The organism is Rhizobium sp. 42MFCr.1, assembly GCF_000377185.1.
Lineage (GTDB): Bacteria > Pseudomonadota > Alphaproteobacteria > Rhizobiales > Rhizobiaceae > Rhizobium > Rhizobium altiplani.
Genome location: NZ_KB897865.1, coordinates 20,465 through 38,042, shown reverse-complemented (window position 1 = coordinate 38,042; position 17,578 = coordinate 20,465). Strand labels below are relative to the sequence as shown.

Sequence of the window (17,578 nt, the reverse complement as noted above, 5' to 3'; positions counted from 1 at the left end):
GTCGTAGTCTTCAAGAAGATTGCAAAAGAACGGCCAAGAGCTGGACGCGGGCAGTTTCTGGAGCAGATGGCGTTGCGCAGGCAGCTTGAGCATCAATCGACGCAATCCACATTGCGCGGTCCTGCTGCTGCCGTCTGTCTCCATCCGATCGTTCCCCAATGGCGATCCTCTACCCAATAACAGTGTAGCAACCGCGGACCGCCACGGAAGTAAATTACGGTATGTTCTGTTTCCGTGCCCGTTCTAACCCGGTGAATTAGCGAGGCCTTTTTTGGTGCCATCTTAATAAAGTGAATTGCCATGTAACTAGATGTCGATAAGCTGGCATCGATGCATGCCTATAGTTGTGCACTAGTCGGAAGGATCCCGATGAGAAGTCAGTTCGCAAGCGTACACTCGCACCCCTTACCCCTCGAGGCACGCGAACAGTTGGACCGCATACTGTCGAGCCCAGACTTCATTCTCCCCGATCGCGGGCACAGATTTTTGCAGTTCATCGTGAACGAGACCCTCGAAGGACGCGCCGCCTATCTGAAGGCATTCACCATTGCAACCAGCGTTTTCGGACGTGATGCGTCATTTGATGCGATGAATGATCCTTGTGTGCGAATGGCAGCACGCCAGCTTCGCCGTGCTCTTGAGCGGTACTATCTGACGAGCGGCTCAATGGATGAGGTACTGATCACCGTTCCGGCTGGCGGTTACGTTCCAATTTTCGCAAAACAGGCGATTGAGGGTGGCACCAGGACTGAAGATGAAGCGCAAACGGTCTCTGCCGCAAGCACGTCAGTGACCGAGAAGCGGCCAACCGAGCCGCCAAAACGCGAAAGCAGATTGCCTCGTTGGATCATGATCACCGCTGGAATGATCGTACTTGCCGCCGTGGTGATGGCGTCGTTCACCGAAAGAAATAACACTGCATCGAAGCAGCCAGTCATGGGCGGCGGCAGCCCAACGATTTTAGTCGAACGCTTTACTACCAACGAAGAAACAAGGGTTTCCGATGAAGTCCTGAGCGGGCTGAAAAATGAAATCGTCGTCAATCTCGTGAAGTCCAAAGAACTGGTCGTGATCGCCGAGGACGCAAAACCCAAGGCCAATCAGGCCGACACGACATACACTCTGCAAGGTAGCATACGCTTGGAGGGTGATGATATGCGATCAATCGCACGACTGGTCCGGCGAGCAGACGGCGCAGTCGTGTGGTCGAGCGACTACGACGTCCATATTAGAGGTCGAAGCATTCTCGACGTCCAGACGGCCATCGCGCAATCAATCTCGGCGGCGATTGCAGCCCCATTCGTTGCCGGTGCGGAGGGACCAGCAATGCCGAAGGTTGGGACCGGCAGCGTTCGGGATTGAGCCTCTTTTTCTCCAGAGCGCATGAGCCTCAGTCAGGCGTGGCAAAGTTTCGGTTCCGACCACACGGGCGAACGTCAATCTTTCTTATCGCGATTGGAAGCAGCAAAAGGCCGCTTCCTGACTCCTTCTCGAGTCTTCCGATCATACTGGCATCCGGCTATGCTGAGTTGCCCGACGATCAGGGGCTATCTGCACTGATCAGACTGACCAAACCGTTCTCGCGGGCCCAGCTGAAGGAAGCCTCCAGCAGGCAAAAACTCCCCAGTTGTCGACCTTGCAGTCGAACCGCCATTGATGGTCGCTCAAGGACAACGCGTCGCTCAGTCCGGCGTCAACCGATCTACCGGTCGGGAATTGACGCGGTTATGGACGCGTCAATGTCATGACGCCCAAATGGATTGATGGCGACGAGTATCGACAAGACACCAGCCAATAACCAGACACCGAAAAGAACGGGCTTGAGCGTCATAGAAACACCTTTGGGCGCGAACGCCAGACAAATCGCGCGATCTCTGTTTGACAGCCAACTCTTAGAAAAAAGTGAATTGCGGGTTTCGCTTCGCGATTTCGGCGGTGCCTGGCAACCAACAGAGTTCATGTGTTCGGACATGCTGCGACGATTAACGATCATAGATTGGGAAAGATCAATTCTCGTTGGCCTGGCCGGCTGACTTATCTGTTCCTGGAACAAAGGGCTGCGAGCGAGGTCAAAAGGATCAGAGGGGCGAGCCGGATCACTGGCCTGCGGGGCGTCGAAACCGTTGTCGCCATCTTGTCCACGGCATGTGCGATCTCGTCGATCTCGAGCCGCAACCGCGCAATTTCCTCTTGAGCAAAGAGGAGAGCTTGCTCGCGTCCCGTCTTCTCAAACCGAGCCCGCGAGGGAGGATTTGCCGTCTGAAGGTCCTCTTCATCGACTGGCGACCAACCGTCTCTGTTCGTTGAACCCTGCATTAAACTCCCCTGTAACTTGCCTGGAAACGGCCCGCTTCGTAAATCGCAAAAGCACTTTCAGGAAGGCGTTGCTCACTGAACTCGGGCCCAGTCCCTACGTTGAGTGTCATCAGATATTTCCTCCAATGCGACACCGGCCATTTCCTCCTGTCGGACTGCGATGTCGCCAAGGGAGAGGATCCCGGAAACGGCTCCGGCTGCATCGAACACGACAAGCCGACGCATCTGAAGCTCCGACATCCGTGCGGCCGCTTCCAGGAGATCGTCCTCCTCTAGACAGCCCTCTATTCCAGACGTCATGATACTGGAAACGGGTTGATCACAGGATATTCCCTCGGCCACGGCTCGTATGACGATGTCTCGGTCGGTCACCACACCAATCGCGTCTCCGTCAATGATCGGGATTATCCCGGTATTCACTTCCGACATCAGCTGCGCGACGCGGCGGATTTGAGCGCCGGGGTCGACTGTGACGATTTTTGTGGTCATCGCCTCTCGTACTTTCATCGGTTTTTCCTCCTGCTCGACTGAGACAACCTCCGATCTTGAAGGTTGTTCCCTTTGGCAGGCCAGCAAAATTGCGTCGGGAGACGACGCGCTCGCTCCGATGCAAGTGGATTTGGTGAGATGCCTCAAAGCCCATATGCTTTTGTCGTAGGACATCGCTCGGCAAACCTTCCTTGCGCAAGCCGGTTCAAAACCAGGGACGAGCGCCCAAGCGCGCCTGTCTGACCCGCGTCTGCATGTCGACGGTCTGCCAGCGTGCGCAAAAACATAGGCAACAACAGTATGTTATACAGCCGCGATACGCAGCCGAAGCTGAATCGTGCGGCGAGATCCTGCCGTTCGTGTTCCCTCACATTCTGAGTCTCCGTCGCTGATCGATCCACCTTGCAAAATCGGCTCCTGCCCGCCCTGATGAGGAGTTCCGCGCCATTGTGCCATTACTTGAGGCAGTTCATCTTCCTCAGGGTTTCGTCATTGCTAAGGCCGAGACTCTCATCGAACATGTCTACTTCCTCTGTAGCGGGATTGGCTCAGTCATTACAGTTTCCTCGGGCCGCCAACGAGCAGAAGCGGGGATCTTTGGACGCGAGGGCCTTTCGCCGACGTCGGCCGGCGTCGGTGGCTGGCGCGCTTTATCCAGACGTTTGCATCGAAGATCTCGTTCACAGCCCTGTCGAACGTAAACTACCAGATTGCCGTGCGCTTGGCGCGCTGGCTGCTGCATGTCGCATGACCGCGTTGACGGTGATGAAATCGCTCTGACCCACGACTTTATCTCTTTGATGCTCTCTGTCAGGCGACCAAGCGTGACGACTGCGCTCCATGTACTCAAGGGAAAAAGGTTCATCCGATCCGAGCGCGGACGCATAATGATCCGTGACAGGCGTGGAATTGAAGAGTTTGCAGGAAATGCCTACGGCAAGCCGGAAGAGACCACGCCTGATCGGCGATCTCTAATCAGGCGCCTGGCTTTTGTCTCCGTTCAGAAGAGGTTTTTCATCAGCCGGCGATATTCCTCTTCCGGCTTGCCATAAGCGTCGTGTGCGAACTCCTCCATTGCAGGTCGGTTGCGCATGATAATATTGCTCCGCTCCGACTTGATGAAGCCGTTGCCCTCGAGGATGTGCAATGAAGTGGTAACACTCGGCCGTCGAACCGCGAGCATCAGGGAGAGAAATTCATGGGTCAGAGCGATTTCATCGCCCGGCACACGATCGTGACACATTAAAAGCCAGCGGGCCAGTCGCTCGGTGACGTCGTGAACTGCGTTTGAAATGGCGGTGTAGGACAGTTGGACCGAGAATGCCTCAATCGAGCGGATCATCACTTTGGAAAAATTCCGGTTGTGGTCCATCCATCCGCGAAAACAGCCATAGTCCATGCGGTAGCCCTCCGAATCGAGAAGTATCACCACTTCGTGGGGGCTGTTTTCCGTACTTGCCACGGCAGAAGTTGGAACATAACCATCTGAGCCGAATATTCCTGCTTCGGCCCGGTTGCCCTCAGGCGTCATCGCGATAATCGATCCGATACCTGAAGTGAGGAAATAGATGTAGTCGATAGGCTGCCCCGCATGGGCAACGACAGTACCTCGCGAAAGCTTGAGGAATTCAAGATCTTGCGCAATTTTGCGGTAGTCGCTTTCAGGCAGGATGCTCAGCAGCTTATTGGTCACGGAGGACTGAGCTGGCGAATTCATGGCCTTTCCTTTCCGTCCGGCAGGAATGATTGCACCGGGGTCTGGCGCCTCCGCCTGAGCTAACCGGAAAAGGGCATGCAAGGTTCCATGTCGCTGATTGACAGGCGCGTCAGGCCAAAGCGACTGAAAGTGGCAGTCGGCTTGAGATCATTGCCACCGTCGGGCGTTTTCGGGCCGTTCGTACGGTTTCGACCGCTGACGCGAAGTGACCAGTGATCTACATACGCTTCGGTGGAGGCGTAAAAAGATGAACATCATGATCGGTGAAGACGATTACGTCCTTGCCAAGGACATCCAGTCCATTGCCGAGGCGGCGGGAAATCGATGCGTCGGTCCGCTACTGATGGTGGAGCAGACTCTCGCCTATGCAGCCACCGCAGACATTGCTCAGCTTGCCGACGGACCGACCGGCGCTGCGCTGGGGCGTCAGCTCATCGACAGGTTCCGACTGGAGGTCATCTGTGTAACCGGGAGGCCGGAAGGTGTGGGAGCCGGCCTGGATGGTGCCAGCGAAGTGGTAATGAAGCCATTTAGCGAAGAACAGGTCGCTGCCGCCTCGCACGTTCGGCCCTCAGGCATGCTGCCCGCTATGATCGGATTCGATAGTAGAATTCTTTTTTTAGAGAATGACGGACACTGCGAGTTTAAGCAGGCACATGTCCGAATTGTCAGGGCGTTGTTGCAGGTGGTTAAAGGAATGACAGCGCGTGCGATTAACATGCACCCACTGCCCGTCACTCAAACTCTAGATCAACGGCGCCACAGCACCGACCCTTGGCATGGTTTTGACCTGGTCGATGTCCATCAATCGCCGGTACTCTCGCTCGGGAGCGCCATATGCGTCCCCTGCATAGTCTTCAAGCCCGCTTCGATCGCGCACCACAACCAAAGCGAGCTCTGATCGAATAAGACGTTGCCCCTCCAACATGTGCAGCGCAATCGTGACCGAGGGCCTTCTACGGCGAGCATCAGCGAAAGATAGTCGTGCGTCAAAGCGATCTGGGAGCTTTGCATGCGATCCTGAGACATCAATATCCATCGCGCCAGCCGGACATCGATCGTATGGGTTGCATTGGAAAGTGCGGTAAAAGCAACTTGGTGGTTGAACGCCACGAGATAACGAAGCAAAAGGTCCCTCATCGCCGGACTGCTGTTGACAGGACCGTGCAACGCCGTGAGCTTCAGCCGCAGGCCATGCCCTGCGACCTGGATGACAATATCGAATGGGCCCTCACTTGCCTTTACAAGCCCGCCTATGGGCGTAAACCCCTCCCGTCCCACCATTCCCGCCTCTGCCGCCGCCCCCTCGGAGACACGGCAATGCCTTTGCAGGGAAAATAGACATGGTTGAACGACTGCCCGGCCGTGGCGAGGTGAAAGCCTTGGGGAAGATCGACTTCCTCGAGGCCTGTCGAGATCAGATCATAGTCTTGATCGGAAAGGCCGTTAAGAAGCCTGTTGCTGCTGCGGTTCGCAGTCATGACGGGGCCTCCGGCGCTTACCCCGCTTCAACACGGCATGATGCTAAAGCGCGTCGCCCGTTTTTTGATTCAGGTTCTCGAATCGGCCGATTTGTGATTCCTTCGTAGCTGGAAGGAGACCGGTCATGGGCAAATCACATCCGATCGAGTTGCGTTCCCGTGTTGTTGCGTTCGTTGAAGAGGGTAACACCCATCGCGAGGCGTCTCGGCATTTCCGTGTGTCGCCTCGGTTTGTGAATAACCTTGTTATCCTGAAGCGTGAAACGGGCTCTCTGTTGCCAAGACACAGGGCCATGTCGGTGGCGGCAAGTTGAGCGACCATGGAACATGGTTCCGTGAAACGTATGGCTGAGAAGGGTGATTTGACGCTTGACGAATTGTGCCTCGAGCTTGCAGAGCGCGGCGTCATTGTGCATCGCTCGAGCGTTGGACGCATGTTGCACCGGCTCGGTTTGAGCCATAAAAAAAGCCTCATGGCAAGCGAGCAGCATCGCCCGGAAATCGCTCGGGCGAGAAGTCTATGGCTCGAAAGGCGCAAGCCATTCTTCGATAAGGCTCTGGCTCGCCTTACTTTTATCGATGAAACGTCAACGAACACGAAGCTGACAAAACGCTCCGGATGGTCGCCAAAGGGCCACCGTTACCGCAGTCATGCGCCTTTCGGATCCTGGAAGACGCAGACGTTCATCGCTGGCCTCAGATCGCATTCCATGGTCGCCCCATGGATCGTCAACGCACCAATGAATGCCGAGATATTCGAGACCTGGATCGAAACGCAACTCGTCCCAACTCTATCCAAGGGCGACGTCGTGATTGCCGACAATGTTCGCTTCCACAAAAGCGAAAAGGCCGAAAATCTCATCAGACAAAAAGGTGCCTGGCTGCTCTTTCTACCTGCGTACTCGCCCGATCTGAATCCGATCGAAATGGCCTTCTCGAAACTCAAGACGCTCCTACGAAAGAAAGCCGCAAGGAGTTTCGACGCAATATCAAATGCCCTGAGCGACATCTGTGCACTGTTCCCCGTCGAAGAATGTCGAAACTACTTCAGGGCCGCAGGGTATGATGCGATTTAGACGCGACAAGCTTTAGGTCGCCCGGAACGCGCGATGACGAGTGCCTTGAAAGACGACGGACAAGTGAAACTGATTCCCGCCCTAAAAGTTCCGATCAACCGCGAGAGTGGGACTCTTCGGGGGCTTAATGGTGCTTTGTGGAAAATAGAGCGAGTGCAATATCACCCAATGCATCGACATCCCCGCAAATGTGATAACCGCCGAAGATATCCTTGATGCTGGCGTCGACGTGGGAGGTCGCAAACAAGAATGGAATTCCCAAACTATACAACCGATCCGCAATGAGAAAAGCTGCTTCCCCCTCCAACCTGATATCCAGGATGGCGGCGTCGGTTGCCTCAGGGTCAATCATGCCGATAGCAAACGGGACGGTCGCCTCCGTGATCCTCGCGCCAGCTGCCTCCAGGAGCCGTCGAGCTTCGTCCGCCACAAAGTAATCCTCTTCAACGACCAAGATTCTCTTGCCGGCAAACAGGTTGAGTGGCAGGGCATGGTTATTTACGTCCTTTTTGGCCACGATTTACCCTCACGAGCCATTCTTACCTTTAGACTCTGAATAATGTCCGGTCCCTGCCGAGATCCGGCCCGCCGGTAAACCATTTCCTCTCCATAGAGTCGATTTTTGTGAGCTGGTCCACTCACTTCTCGGTTGCGCGAATCCAAACAATGAAGCAATCTTTTGTTCCGGCCTTCTATCTGGCACTTGCGGCCGCAGTGCCTGTGAAGTGTTGGGCCTCGACTTTCCGGACTACTGCATCCTTTTCCGGGTAGGTGCGTTATCGAGTGGCAATGCTCGCAAAGGCCCTGAGGCGTCTGCCATGAAATCTTCAAGCACAACGACACTGCTCATTCTGTCGATGGCTCTATTCGGCCTACTCACTACGGCGCGAAGCGAGGTGAATGGCCCCGTACAAACCGCTGCGGAAGATCATGGGAGGGGTAGAAACGCTAAGGTTCCCGAGGCCATTCCAATGAAAGGCCTCCGCGACGTCTTTTGGCGCGTTGTTCATGAAGTTCTTGATGACCGCGTGACACTCATCGCGGCCGGCGTGACCTTCTATCTCCTCCTGGCGCTCTTTCCCGCGCTCGCCGCCCTTGTTGCCATCTATGGTCTAATTGCAGACCCGGCGACCATGGCTGATCACTTGCGCGAACTTTCGGCATTGTTGCCGCCCGGCGCGTTCGATCTCATCGCCGATCGGATCACGAGCCTCGTTGAAGCGAGAAGCAGCACGCTGGGGCTGACATTCTTTGTCGGCCTGGCAGTCGCGGTATGGAGCACTCACAGCGCCACGCTTGCCATTTTCGACGCGATGAATATCGCTTATGAGGAAACGGAAAAACGTGGTCTGATCAGGCTGAACCTCCTTGGTCTCTGCTTCACGCTTTGCGCAATGCTGGCTGCAACCTTGATGATTGGACTGGTCGCGGTGATGCCCGTCTTGTTGTCCTATCTGTGGCTCGATCAATTCAAGGAAAATCTTGTCCTTTTGCTGCGCTGGCCTTTCCTCCTCGTGATTGCGGCGATCGCAACAGCTGCCGTGTACCGGTTCGGACCAAGTCGCGAACCGGCTAAGCTTCGGTGGATGACCTGGGGGGCCGCTCTCGTGACGCTGGCCTGGTTTTTAATGTCAACCGGCTTCTCGTTCTATCTCGACCATTTCGCCAACTATGACGCAACCTATGGTACATTGGGGGCGCTGATGGGGTTCCTTGTCTGGACCTGGCTGTCACTTGTCATATTGATCGTGGGCGGCGAATTGAATGCAGAACTGGAGCACCAAACCGCAAGGGATACGACGACCGGCGCCGCGTTGCCTATGGGAGCCCGCGGTGCCTATGTTGCAGATACGCTGGGAAAGGCGGCCGATGAGTGATTTGTCTGAACCGGCGCCAGGACTGAAATAACGAGATCCCCCGCGACATCAAGAAACCGTGACGATTGCCGGAACCCTTCGGCAACGCTGGTGGTTTCGTTATCTGCATAGGAGATCGCCATGACGTTCGCTATCGTCACCACATTGATAATAGTGCTCGTTGCGAGCGCTCGATATCTCACCTACGCCCTGGTCGGGTATCTCGACTATTTTCTCGAAGAGCGACGCAAGCTTGCAGCACGGAAAAAGGGTATACGGCGACGCCTCGATCGATTTCGGCGATAGCCACTTGTCCAAAAACGGATAGTTTAGCGTTCTGTCTTTCTACGCCGACTTCTCGCTCTCAAGCGGGCGCGCCTGATCTCAAAACAACGACGCTTCGCGGGGAGAGACGGTATTCGTCGGCATCAATCTTTTCTTCACGGGCGTCGGGATCGGCTGTCGTCAGGACTGTTGTCCAGTCATCCTTATCCGCAGGAAGCTTGAAGTCCACGTCACCGTCGTGAGGATTGAACAGGAGAAGGACGTCATTCCATCCTTCGTCGGAACAATCGGATTGCGATAGCCTCAGGCCAATGGTCGTGCTTCCAGGATCGGACCAATGTTCCTCGGTCTGCACTCCGCCGACTGGATTGAACCACGTGACATCCATGCCGTCGCGCCAGTTGTCGCGCCTGAAGATCGGGTTCTCACGGCGCAGCTTGATGAGCCTCGTCGAAAATTCCCGTAGCTCCTCGGCAGTGGCTGGAAGGTTTTCCCAGTGCACCCAGCTCAACTTGCTATCCTGGCAGTAGCCATTGTTGTTGCCCATCTGGCTCCGGCCGAACTCATCGCCAGCAAGCAGCATGGGCGTCCCATGAGACAAGAACAGCGTCGTCAGAAAGTTTCGTTTCTGCCGATCGCGCACCATGTTGATCGCTTCATCACCTGTTGGACCTTCCACGCCATAATTGAAACTCTGATTGTCGTCGTGGCCGTCCTGGTTGTCTTCGCCGTTCGCTTCGTTATGTTTTTCATTATAGGAGACGAGGTCATTGAGCGTGAAGCCATCATGCGCCGTGATGAAGTTGACGCCAGCCCATGGCCTGCGCCCGCGCTGATCGTAGATATCGCCGGAACCGAGCACACGGGCGGCGAAGTCTTGCGTCATCCCGTCTTCGTCCCGCCAGTAACCGCGAAGCGTATCTCGATATTTATCGTTCCATTCAGCCCATCCGGGTGGAAAGCCACCGACGTGATAACCACCTGGTCCTATATCCCACGGCTCGCCCACGAGTTTCATCTTTGAAAGCACCGGGTCCTGGCCGATTGCATCGAAGAACCCACTACGCTGGTCGAAGCCTTTCGGTTCGCGTCCTAAAATGGTGCCAAGGTCAAAACGGAACCCGTCGATGTGCATGGTCTCAGCCCAGTAGCGAAGCGAGTCGGTCACCATTTGCAGCACCCGGGGATGCGACGTGTTGATCGTGTTTCCGGTACCAGTATCGTTGATGTAGTAGCGAGGCTCGCCCGGCAACGTCCGATAATAAGAGAAATTGTCGATCCCCTTGAACGAGAGCGTGGGGCCAAGCTCATTTCCCTCGGCTGTATGATTGTACACGACATCCAGGATCACCTCGATGCCGGCATCATGGAAGGCCCTGACCATGTCGCGAAAGCCAGCGGTGCCGTGAGGGCCGTAGTAGCGCGAGGCCGGAGCAAAAAAGCCAAGGGTGTTGTAGCCCCAGAAATTCCTCAAGCCCTTGTCGAGGAGATGGGCATCGTCGGGAAACCAGTGAATTGGCAAGAGTTCGATGGAGGTAATGCCAAGGCTCTTGAGGTAAGCGACAACTTCCTTGTCCGCAAGGCCTTCAAAGGTTCCCCGGAGATTGCGGGGGACCGCCGGGTGCAATTGCGTAAACCCTTTGACATGACACTCATAGAAGATGGTCGATGACCAAGGGATTGAAGGCTTGGCATCACCCTTCCAATCATAAGCTTGCGCATCAACGACACGGCATTTCGGCATGTCCGCCGCGCTGTCCGTCTCATCGAATGTCAGGTCCTTTTCAGGGTCCTCCATCTGATAGGCAAACTGAGCCTGACCCCAGTTGATTTCGCCAACAAGCTCCCGGGCGTACGGGTCAACCAGAAGCTTGTTTGCATTGAACCGATGCCCGTTTTCAGGCTCATACGGTCCGTCAACGCGGTAGCCGTAGAGCGCCCCGGCCTTGAGACCGGGAATATATCCATGCCAGATCTCGTTGGTGTATTCCGGAAGCTCAATCCGTTCGATTTCTTGTGTTCCATCATCGGAAAAAAGGCATAGCTCCACGCGTTCGGCATATGCGCTGAAGAGTGCGAAGTTTGTACCTTCCTGGTCAGGAGTAGCGCCGAGGATCGTATGATCACCGGCCTGGATGCGGGAAGGGGGTCGGCTCATGGCATTTCCTTGAGGAGAAGACTGGAGATGAGAACACGTGAGGCATCTTTAGGTTCCGGGCAGTTCAAGAACACGGGGTGCGGACCATGACAGCAGCTCTGTTGCCGAAGCAGCATCGAGAGATCTCGAACAGCGGTTGGAACCGTGGCAGGCAAACGCGGTTGGGGCGCGCAGGAGGACCCATCGATGAGCACTGGTGACGACAAGAACATCGAAAAGTACGAAACCGATCCACGCTATCAAGACGAGGTTGCAATTCGACAGGACCCGACGCGGCGTTGGCTTATCTGGGGAGCGGGAATTGTCGGCCTGGCAGTGTTCATGGTGGCGCTGCTTAGCTACCTCGTGTGGCCGCCTGCGGTTAGGACGGATCCCGCGGCAACCGCCTCTACAAAAGCACAAATGAAGGAGCTGCAATCAAACGTGCCGCCGGCCGTATCGCCGCCAACGATCGACCGTAGTCCCTCGCCAAGTGGAGGCGGCAGCGGACCAACGGACGTGACAAGTCCAACAGGTACCGAGAAGGTAAGATAGGCCACCGTTCGCGGGATCGTTTCCTCTGCGATAGGCAAAGCGTCTTGATCCGCCGCGAGGCAGTGTCCTCGTCAAATTGCCAGTGCTTCGTCGTAACTGACTGCGCCGAGGGAGCTCAACAGGCGCGATCGGGCACGGCCGACCCGGCTTTTCACCGTGCCGATCTCGCAATGTAACCTGTGGGCGGTTTCTTCGTAGGAAGCGCCGGACGCGACCAGGACGGGGTTCATCATCTTGGCAGCGCGACGAGACGAGGCCACTGTCCTGAAGTGACATGCGCTTGACTGCTGGATACCCTACAAGAGCTGTGACAGCACCTTACGGTGTCTTCGCCGACGTCGGCACCAATGAAATTGTTGCGAACTCTTGGGTATCCGTTGGAGCCTGAGTGGCGCTGAGTGGTTTGCGAACCTCGTCCTCTTCCCACCCGGCGCCAACTGCGGATGCAACGAGCTTCTCAATCCTTTCGGTCTCGGACGCGTGTGACGTCTCATCCAGAAACCGCCTTGCGGGTAGGAGACACTGGATGGGATTTGCCTCTCGCGCTTGCGCATCGTCACAATAGCTCGGGCATGCAACATATGGCATCTTACGGCTCGGCCGCATACGTAGTCGGCCGAGCTGACCGTACCTGGCTAGGCTGCCTTTGCGTTGGCTGCTGCCACGGCGGGCTGTGTCAGTTTCTTGTCAGTCGCTTCTTCCTCTGCAAGGCTCTGCTTCAGCAACGGGATTGCATCCCTCAGACCGAGCTGATTGGACTCCTGGGTCTCGTCGCGATGTTGGAGAAACCCAGCTTTGCCATCTTGCGACTGGGCAGCGCGCGCCATTTTCGGCAGCGTCTTCAGGATCTGCTTTTCCGCGGAGAAGATATCCTTAAGCGTGTCCAGGAAGAGATCGTCCAGTGTCTTTTGAGTAGCCATCGTGTCCTCCGAACGTCTGGTGTGCCTGCCCAAACTCAAAGCTTGCGCGGATGTTCCCGAAAGGAACCATGATCCTCGTTCGGTGTTTCGTGATTATGACAACGATGCTCTCCAAAAATGCGATCGCCGCGGTGGTTGCGGAAGCCAAACTTTCCCCTGGCCTTGTTTATCTTTCTAGCCTGGAGGCGGGGATTAAGCGCAAGCGCGGCAAGAACGGCTTTCTCTACTACGCCCCAGACGGGGGCCGCCTGACGGATAGAGACGAGATCGCCCGCCTGAACCGCCTGGCGATTCCACCCGCTTATCGCGATGTCATCATTTCGCCCGATGCTAGATCGCATCTGCAGGCGGTTGGTATCGATGCGCGTGGACGCAAACAGTACCGATATCATCCTGAGTGGCAGGCCGAGCGCGAGCGCGCCAAATTTGACAGGTTGGCCGACTTTGGCATGCGGCTTCCCGATATTCGCGAGCGCGTTGACACGGACCTGCGCGCGCGCGGGCTGACCATTGACAAGGCACTCGCAACTGTCGTGTGGATGCTCGATAATCTCTATATCCGCATCGGAAATGCCGGTTACGCTGAGACAAACAAGTCCTACGGATTGACGACCCTGCGCAATCGGCATGTCAAGATCGAGGGTACGACCGTAAGATTTCGCTTCAAGGGAAAGTCAGGGAAGGAGTGGAACCTCGCCCATTCGGACCGCCGGATCGCCAACGTCATCCGTCGACTGCAGGAGCTTCCCGGTCAGCAGCTGTTCAAGTACATATGCCAGGATGGTGATTGCCGGCAAATTTCCTCCCAAGACGTGAACGCCTACATCAGGGAGGTCGCGGGTGACGAATTCACGTCGCGCCAGTTTCGAACCTGGGGGGCCACCTGCCTGGCGGTCGCGGCGTTGGCGCCGCTCGATACCGCAAGCTCAGAGCGGGCAGTTGTTTCGCAGATGAACGAGGTGATCGATCTGGTCGCCGCCAAGCTGGTCAACACCAGGGCCGTGTGCAGGTCCTCTTATATCCATCCTGCCGTATTCAGCGATTTTCGCGCGGGCCGACTGGGTGACATACTCAGACGCAAGACGACCAGCCAACGGCTGCTCAGGTGGATGGACGAGGAGGAAAGCGCTGTCTTGCGTTGGCTCAAGTCACGGCGGGGCGAATAGGAATGCTCGTGGCGCGGTGGGTTCATCTTTGTATTGATATGCAGCGCATGTTTGCAGAAAAAACACCCTGGCAGGTGCCAAGGATGAAGACTGTTTCACCGGAAGTGGTCGAGGTTGCATCCCGCTTTCCCCAGCGCACGATTTTCACACGTTTCATTCCACCACGAAATGCTGGAGCCATGCCTGGGATGTGGCAGGCCGACTATGAGAATTGGCCGATGATGACGACAAATCGGCTGGCGCCTGAGATGATTGGGCTTGTCTCTTCCTTGCATGCTCTCGTTCCACGGCCCCGCATATTCGACAAGTTTCTCTATTCTCCCTGGGTCGACGGCCGCCTTCACTCCGCGCCGGGCAGCGAGGAAGTGGGGACCATTGTATTGAGTGGCGGCGAGACGGATATATGCGTCCTTGCTGCGGCCCTTGGCGCGATTGGACCATGCAAAGCTTATAAAGCGGTTTGACACACCGAGACAACGATTAAGTTCTTGAAGCGCCGCCCTGCAAGAATGGGCAAAGCTTTGTCTTTTACAGAGCGGCCGGTTTGTCTTGTCGCACTGTTTTCGAGCTGACCGGTAGGTGGTTGTCGTGAATCAATTTTTCCACCAAACCTTACCAGGACAACAAGGAGGAAGGAATTGTTCAGAGTAGTTGCGGGCGGACGTCAGAAGGAGGCGGGCCGAAGACATCATCTGATCAGTGAAAATTCAACAACATTGAGGGACGGGAATGGGGAGATTTGGTTCCTTTGAGGTTCGCTCCAACGGTTTCGGATCGCTGAAGGGTGGAGGAGGAAGCATTGTCTCGGGCCTGGCGTGATTTGACCCCCGGGGAGCGTTCCCTGATGGACTTATTACTCACAAACCAGTTTCCTGGAGTAGAAGCGTTACGCAGTCAGCTGGAAACAGCGAGAGTATCTCGGATCGACGCCGAAGGTAGCCTCCAATTCAGGGTTCGCGGTCCACTTGCCGAAGTGCAGGAGCGCGTCCCCACGGAGGGATACTACTTCGACGCGGATGTGGACTATCGCCCTGCAGTGAATGTCCTTCTGCATGTCGTGGAAGGCAAGCTTCACGAACTGGAAGTCTATAAAGATGATGGCTCGCCGATTCAGGTGTCGCTCGCCACGCTGGACCTAGACCGGTTTCATCTCTTGTAACGGAGCTCAGGGTTCGTGATGGTGGACGACTAAGGTGGAGTAACGCGGTAGTCGCCTCTATTCCCGAAATCCTTAGTCGCTGTTAAGATTCCGGCATGAGCTACGAGAAGATCGAAGGACTGGACTAGCAGGCGAGGGCGGCGGCCAAACGGGCCAGCCGTGATGAATACGCTCGCCGTCTCGCCGCCGGTGAAATCAGCCAGCGTTTTTTGGATCGCTCGACAAGTCTAAATTCGATGGTAACCATTGGTGGCAAGCCTGTCGCTCGGTCAGATATGGGTCGCTCAGCGATCACGCCCGCTATACCGCTGACAACCTGATAGCTCGTCGCATCCTCCCGCGATCCCGGCATTGTGGCCTGCACTCGTGAGGAATTGGCTGCTTCAGTAGCTCGAACCGACAAGCCCGCTTGGTGGGCGCTCGGCTGGAAATCCTCGATCTCCCGGCCGTCGATGTCGCCGCGTTCGTCCGATCCAACGGAGCCCGCCGCCTCGCCACGGCCTCCCCGTTCGATTCGAAGAATGTAGGTCTCGATATGGGCAATCCGGTTTGGAGAGAGCGGCTCTCACGCAAGGCAATGCTGCGCATGGGCCGTCCCGTTTCCAGTGTCCGATAATGTTATTGGACTAGGCTTGGAAACGCGGCATATGCGCGATTGGAAGTTAGGATACGCTAGATTCTGACCATATTCTGCATTGCGAGCATGTCCAGACCGTCTGGGCCGATGCATCCGAGGTCATGTGCGCAATCGACCAGCAGAGTGGCGTTATGCTCTCGGCACAGCTCCTGCAACGCTGCCAAGTCAGGCGTGCCTAGCAGGCCAAGATGACAAGGATCTCTTTCCCGCTACTCAATCCCAAGCCTCGCAAGCTTATTCGATGCGAAAACCTACCAACAGCGGCAAGTGATCTGAGGCTCGACGTGCAAGCGGATCGAATACAATTGACGACGATCTTACCCGGATTTCCTGCGATACGAAGACATGGTCGATACGCAGCAGGGGATAGCGCGACGGGAATGTGGGTCTAGGCTTTGTGGTTGTCAATAATTGCGCATCGCGAAGGTGCGTTGACAGCCGTTTGTAGGCGGAAGTCGAGGGTGTGGCATTCAGATCTCCGCAGACGATTGACGGCGAGGAACGAAACTCAGCATGTCCAATCCAATCTTCGCCGAGCAGTGCCGCGACCTGCCGTATACGGTCGCGGTTGCGAAGCCCGAGGTGCGTATTGAGTACGTTGAGCGGCTTCCCGTGAACATCGACCTGCACCCAGATCGCGCCGCGCGTTTCGCCGATCGAGGGAAGAGCCGCAGCCCTTATCAAGCGCGTGGGCAGTGCTGTAAGAATGGCGTCGCCATAGCGTTCTTCCTCGACATGCAGTGCCGGGTGAAAGTGGGCGTTCATCTTTAGCAGCGCCGCAATAGTCGCCGCCTGGTCGACACCGCCGGTTCTTTTTCGGCCGACGTCCAGCTCCTGGAGCGCAATGATGTCTGCTCGAGATTGCGCAATGACATCCGCTATCCGGTTCAGGTCAATCCTGCGGTCCGTCCCGACACAGCTGTGAACGTTGTAGGTGAGAATCTTGATCTCGCGTTGGTCGCGTGGGGGGCCGGAGGGTGGTGGTGTAGCCATTCAGCGGGAACCCGTCTCGCCCAATTTCGTTCCCAAAGACAAAGACATCAAACGGACGGATCCTTCATGTCGGCAAGGCGCATCCTTTTCAATATTTTCCTTGTGTTCGGCTTGCTGCTTGCGGCCTACCTGCTCTACAAGGTCTTTAACCGGTATACCTTTGACGAGATCCTGCAATCGATTGACCAGATTCCCCGCCGGCGTCTGGTTTCAGGCGTTGCATTTTGTGCTCTTTCCTATCTTTGCCTCACGGGCTTCGATTGGATGGCCTTGCGATAAGTTGGCCGGCCGCTGGCCTATCCGAAAGCAGCGATTGCCTCCTTCACCGCGCTTGCGATCGGCCACAATCTGGGAGTGGCCGCCCTAAGCAGCGGCGCCGTTCGATATCGCTACTACACACGATGGGGGCTGAACGCCGAGGAGGTCGCCAAAGTCGTCTTGTTTTGCGGGGTAACGGTCATGCTCGGGCTGTCTGCACTCGGAGGCCTTGTCTGTCTGGTAAATCCGACCGATGTCAGCAAACTGTTGGGTGTAAACGGCAGCAATTCCCTCTGGATCGGTCTCGGCGTACTGTCATTGCCGGTAGCCTACGTCGTTCTTTCCGCGACGGTGCGCTCTCCATTGCGGCTCGGGAAATGGCGTTTCACAATGCCGAACATCAGACTTGCAATTGCACAGATCGCGATTGGCACACTTAACTTCACCTTCGTTGCCGCCTGTCTGCATCAGGTCCTGGCAAGCGAGGCGCCGGTGAGCTTCGTCCAAAGCGCAACGGCGTTCGTCCTCGCCAA

General features: G+C 56.2%; 18 protein-coding genes and 2 pseudogenes. 13 read left to right on the top strand and 7 right to left on the bottom strand.

Features of this window, described 5'->3' with window-relative positions:
- Positions 1 to 369 precede the first annotated feature (369 nt).
- A complete protein-coding gene (locus C934_RS0128295; protein WP_037090581.1) occupies positions 370 to 1,362 on the top strand; it encodes a hypothetical protein in 993 nt (330 codons plus the stop codon).
- A 401-nt stretch (positions 1,363 to 1,763) separates the two neighbouring features.
- Positions 1,764 to 2,033 (top strand): hypothetical protein, encoded by a 270-nt coding sequence (locus C934_RS34885; RefSeq protein ID WP_156828820.1) that lies wholly within the window; start codon positions 1,764 to 1,766, stop codon positions 2,031 to 2,033.
- A gap of 355 nt (positions 2,034 to 2,388) precedes the next feature.
- On the opposite strand, the gene C934_RS0128285 is transcribed toward C934_RS34885, so the two are convergent.
- Positions 2,389 to 2,979 carry a CBS domain-containing protein gene (locus tag C934_RS0128285; RefSeq protein ID WP_245268033.1) on the bottom strand — a complete coding sequence of 197 codons (591 nt, stop codon included), beginning with the start codon at positions 2,977 to 2,979 and terminating at the stop codon, positions 2,389 to 2,391.
- 228 nt (positions 2,980 to 3,207) lie between these two features.
- Between C934_RS0128285 and C934_RS36545 the strand changes: the two are divergent.
- Positions 3,208 to 3,857, top strand: a pseudogene (locus tag C934_RS36545) (Crp/Fnr family transcriptional regulator).
- Here C934_RS36545 and C934_RS0128280 read toward each other — a convergent pair.
- A complete protein-coding gene (locus C934_RS0128280) occupies positions 3,806 to 4,522 on the bottom strand; it encodes a Crp/Fnr family transcriptional regulator (protein WP_018859893.1) in 717 nt (238 codons plus the stop codon). The pseudogene C934_RS36545 and the gene C934_RS0128280 sit on opposite strands and share 52 nt — an antisense overlap.
- Positions 4,523 to 4,769: 247 nt before the next feature.
- On the opposite strand from C934_RS0128280, the gene C934_RS35360 reads away from it, so the two are divergent.
- From C934_RS35360 to C934_RS34265, 3 genes are all read left to right on the top strand, one after another.
- On the top strand, positions 4,770 to 5,423 hold the full coding sequence (locus C934_RS35360; protein ID WP_018859892.1) for a hypothetical protein: 654 nt from the start codon (positions 4,770 to 4,772) through the stop codon (positions 5,421 to 5,423).
- A 442-nt stretch (positions 5,424 to 5,865) separates the two neighbouring features.
- Positions 5,866 to 6,111, top strand: coding sequence for a hypothetical protein (locus C934_RS34875; protein ID WP_026372156.1), 246 nt, complete (start codon positions 5,866 to 5,868; stop codon positions 6,109 to 6,111).
- Between the two features lie 236 nt (positions 6,112 to 6,347).
- The gene (locus tag C934_RS34265) at positions 6,348 to 7,079 is read left to right on the top strand and encodes an IS630 family transposase (RefSeq protein ID WP_245268035.1); all 732 of its coding nucleotides are present in this window, start codon (positions 6,348 to 6,350) and stop codon (positions 7,077 to 7,079) included.
- Between the two features lie 124 nt (positions 7,080 to 7,203).
- On the opposite strand, the gene C934_RS0128260 is transcribed toward C934_RS34265, so the two are convergent.
- Complete coding sequence (locus tag C934_RS0128260) at positions 7,204 to 7,596, bottom strand: response regulator (protein WP_018859890.1); 393 nt, start codon at positions 7,594 to 7,596, stop codon at positions 7,204 to 7,206.
- Positions 7,597 to 7,936: 340 nt separating this feature from the next.
- Here C934_RS0128260 and C934_RS0128255 point away from each other — a divergent pair, with 340 nt between their 5' ends.
- Together C934_RS0128255 and C934_RS35355 are read left to right on the top strand one after the other, a co-directional pair.
- On the top strand, positions 7,937 to 8,956 hold the full coding sequence (locus C934_RS0128255) for a YihY/virulence factor BrkB family protein (protein ID WP_245268034.1): 1,020 nt from the start codon (positions 7,937 to 7,939) through the stop codon (positions 8,954 to 8,956).
- 120 nt (positions 8,957 to 9,076) lie between these two features.
- Positions 9,077 to 9,241, top strand: a complete 165-nt coding sequence (locus C934_RS35355) for a hypothetical protein (protein WP_018859888.1) — start codon at positions 9,077 to 9,079, stop codon at positions 9,239 to 9,241.
- 58 nt (positions 9,242 to 9,299) lie between these two features.
- Here C934_RS35355 and glgX read toward each other — a convergent pair whose 3' ends face one another.
- A complete protein-coding gene (glgX, locus tag C934_RS0128245) occupies positions 9,300 to 11,378 on the bottom strand; it encodes a glycogen debranching protein GlgX (RefSeq protein ID WP_018859887.1) in 2,079 nt (692 codons plus the stop codon).
- Positions 11,379 to 11,564: 186 nt separating this feature from the next.
- Here glgX and C934_RS0128240 point away from each other — a divergent pair, with 186 nt between their 5' ends.
- A complete protein-coding gene (locus tag C934_RS0128240) occupies positions 11,565 to 11,912 on the top strand; it encodes a hypothetical protein (protein WP_018859886.1) in 348 nt (115 codons plus the stop codon).
- A gap of 71 nt (positions 11,913 to 11,983) precedes the next feature.
- Here the strand turns inward: C934_RS0128240 and C934_RS34870 are convergent, their stop codons facing one another.
- The gene (locus tag C934_RS34870) at positions 11,984 to 12,142 is read right to left on the bottom strand and encodes a sigma factor-like helix-turn-helix DNA-binding protein (protein WP_335328461.1); all 159 of its coding nucleotides are present in this window, start codon (positions 12,140 to 12,142) and stop codon (positions 11,984 to 11,986) included.
- Positions 12,143 to 12,547: 405 nt separating this feature from the next.
- Entirely contained in the window at positions 12,548 to 12,832 is a 285-nt protein-coding gene (locus tag C934_RS0128235; protein ID WP_018859885.1) for a YciE/YciF ferroxidase family protein, read from the bottom strand.
- Between the two features lie 95 nt (positions 12,833 to 12,927).
- Here C934_RS0128235 and C934_RS0128230 point away from each other — a divergent pair, with 95 nt between their 5' ends.
- From C934_RS0128230 to C934_RS0128220, 3 genes and pseudogenes are all read left to right on the top strand, one after another.
- Positions 12,928 to 13,998 (top strand): DNA topoisomerase IB, encoded by a 1,071-nt coding sequence (locus C934_RS0128230; RefSeq protein WP_037090598.1) that lies wholly within the window; start codon positions 12,928 to 12,930, stop codon positions 13,996 to 13,998.
- A gap of 2 nt (positions 13,999 to 14,000) precedes the next feature.
- Positions 14,001 to 14,432: pseudogene (locus C934_RS32805) on the top strand (isochorismatase family protein); the annotation flags it as partial.
- Between the two features lie 350 nt (positions 14,433 to 14,782).
- On the top strand, positions 14,783 to 15,157 hold the full coding sequence (locus tag C934_RS0128220; RefSeq protein ID WP_442965934.1) for a DUF6984 family protein: 375 nt from the start codon (positions 14,783 to 14,785) through the stop codon (positions 15,155 to 15,157).
- A gap of 871 nt (positions 15,158 to 16,028) precedes the next feature.
- On the opposite strand, the gene C934_RS0128210 is transcribed toward C934_RS0128220, so the two are convergent.
- Positions 16,029 to 16,787, bottom strand: coding sequence for an endonuclease/exonuclease/phosphatase family protein (locus C934_RS0128210; protein ID WP_018859880.1), 759 nt, complete (start codon positions 16,785 to 16,787; stop codon positions 16,029 to 16,031).
- Between the two features lie 66 nt (positions 16,788 to 16,853).
- Here C934_RS0128210 and C934_RS36540 point away from each other — a divergent pair, with 66 nt between their 5' ends.
- Positions 16,854 to 17,066 carry a hypothetical protein gene (locus tag C934_RS36540; protein ID WP_018859879.1) on the top strand — a complete coding sequence of 71 codons (213 nt, stop codon included), beginning with the start codon at positions 16,854 to 16,856 and terminating at the stop codon, positions 17,064 to 17,066.
- Positions 17,067 to 17,578: the final 512 nt, after the last annotated feature.

What these genes read in the sequence shown, in the direction of transcription:
- C934_RS0128295 (WP_037090581.1), top strand. Translation starts at nt 370, where the DNA reads ATGAGAAGTCAGTTCGCAAGCGTACACTCGCACCCCTTACCCCTCGAG.
- C934_RS34885 (WP_156828820.1), top strand. Translation starts at nt 1,764, where the DNA reads ATGGCGACGAGTATCGACAAGACACCAGCCAATAACCAGACACCGAAA.
- C934_RS0128285 (WP_245268033.1), bottom strand. Translation starts at nt 2,979, where the DNA reads ATGTCCTACGACAAAAGCATATGGGCTTTGAGGCATCTCACCAAATCC.
- C934_RS0128280 (WP_018859893.1), bottom strand. Translation starts at nt 4,522, where the DNA reads ATGAATTCGCCAGCTCAGTCCTCCGTGACCAATAAGCTGCTGAGCATC.
- C934_RS35360 (WP_018859892.1), top strand. Translation starts at nt 4,770, where the DNA reads ATGAACATCATGATCGGTGAAGACGATTACGTCCTTGCCAAGGACATC.
- C934_RS34875 (WP_026372156.1), top strand. Translation starts at nt 5,866, where the DNA reads ATGGTTGAACGACTGCCCGGCCGTGGCGAGGTGAAAGCCTTGGGGAAG.
- C934_RS34265 (WP_245268035.1), top strand. Translation starts at nt 6,348, where the DNA reads ATGGCTGAGAAGGGTGATTTGACGCTTGACGAATTGTGCCTCGAGCTT.
- C934_RS0128255 (WP_245268034.1), top strand. Translation starts at nt 7,937, where the DNA reads ATGGCTCTATTCGGCCTACTCACTACGGCGCGAAGCGAGGTGAATGGC.
- C934_RS35355 (WP_018859888.1), top strand. Translation starts at nt 9,077, where the DNA reads ATGACGTTCGCTATCGTCACCACATTGATAATAGTGCTCGTTGCGAGC.
- glgX (WP_018859887.1), bottom strand. Translation starts at nt 11,378, where the DNA reads ATGAGCCGACCCCCTTCCCGCATCCAGGCCGGTGATCATACGATCCTC.
- C934_RS0128240 (WP_018859886.1), top strand. Translation starts at nt 11,565, where the DNA reads ATGAGCACTGGTGACGACAAGAACATCGAAAAGTACGAAACCGATCCA.
- C934_RS34870 (WP_335328461.1), bottom strand. Translation starts at nt 12,142, where the DNA reads ATGAACCCCGTCCTGGTCGCGTCCGGCGCTTCCTACGAAGAAACCGCC.
- C934_RS0128235 (WP_018859885.1), bottom strand. Translation starts at nt 12,832, where the DNA reads ATGGCTACTCAAAAGACACTGGACGATCTCTTCCTGGACACGCTTAAG.
- C934_RS0128230 (WP_037090598.1), top strand. Translation starts at nt 12,928, where the DNA reads ATGACAACGATGCTCTCCAAAAATGCGATCGCCGCGGTGGTTGCGGAA.
- C934_RS0128210 (WP_018859880.1), bottom strand. Translation starts at nt 16,787, where the DNA reads ATGGCTACACCACCACCCTCCGGCCCCCCACGCGACCAACGCGAGATC.
- C934_RS36540 (WP_018859879.1), top strand. Translation starts at nt 16,854, where the DNA reads ATGTCGGCAAGGCGCATCCTTTTCAATATTTTCCTTGTGTTCGGCTTG.